Below are 866 nucleotides of genomic sequence, written 5' to 3' on the forward strand. Positions count from 1 at the left end.
GATGGCGGACGGGAGAACAGATCGGCCAGTGTGGCGGCATCGGTCGAGCTGCCGCCATTGCCAAAGGTGTACATACGTCCGCCTTGGGTGAAACACTGCGCCATCGCCGCCGCGGCGGCCGCGATCCGCTCGGCGCATTCCCGCAGCGTCGAACGCTGCAACTCCACGCTCTGCCGGGCCTTCGCCCGCGCCGAGGCGCCGAGTTCGGCCAGCAGCGCTCCCAGCGCCTCCTCCCGATCGCCATCCTCCCGACCACCGCCCTGATGATCGTTCCCATGGTGGTCATCGCTCTGACGGCCGTTGCTCTGGTGACCACTGCCCTCCTGGACGTGGAGGAACGGGTAGAGGAACGCGGTGTTCTCGGTGGCCATCACGCACCGTCCCGGTCAAGACGGGTGATCGCCGTTCCGGCGTGGACGAGCAGCAGGTCGCCCGCGGCCACCGGCTCGACCAGCAGGGTGTGCACGAGCTCCTCCCCCGTGGCGGTGCGTACCAGCGCCCGGCCGTCGGCCGACCCCCGGGATGTGATCACCTCGCCGAGCCTGCCTTCGTCGGCGCAGGTGCCGCACGTCCCGCCGGTGCGCCCCTGCTCGGACGAACGGAGCAGACCGGTGTGCTCGAGGCAGACGTGGGTCAGTTCCCACAGCAGGTGGTAGAGAAGCACGAACCGGCCGGTCACCGGCAGCAGCGGATCCGGGTCGTCCACCCACAGCACGTGATCGGCAACACCGGCCGGCGGTCGCGGACCGTTACCGATCCATACCGTGCCCGTCCCCCATGCCGGCGCCCGGCGCATCACGGAGCGCACCACCGGGTCACCGGCGGCAGCCACGGCGAGGACCACGTCACCGGGCCGGGCCGCCAGG

General features: G+C 71.0%; 2 protein-coding genes. Both read right to left on the bottom strand.

Translation table 11 applies throughout. The annotated features are described in order from the left end of the window. Nucleotides 1-371, bottom strand: a 371-nt coding sequence (locus DD1DGNOD_RS15290) for an SIS domain-containing protein (protein ID WP_131770439.1), incomplete at its 3' end; no start/stop codon positions are given. Continuing rightward, nucleotides 371-866, bottom strand: a 496-nt coding sequence (locus DD1DGNOD_RS28115; RefSeq protein WP_206443201.1) for a HypC/HybG/HupF family hydrogenase formation chaperone, incomplete at its 5' end; no start/stop codon positions are given. The genes DD1DGNOD_RS28115 and DD1DGNOD_RS15290, both read right to left, overlap by 1 nt.

This window comes from Candidatus Protofrankia californiensis (assembly GCF_900634765.1).
GTDB classification, from domain to species: Bacteria; Actinomycetota; Actinomycetes; order Frankiales; family Frankiaceae; genus Protofrankia; species Protofrankia californiensis.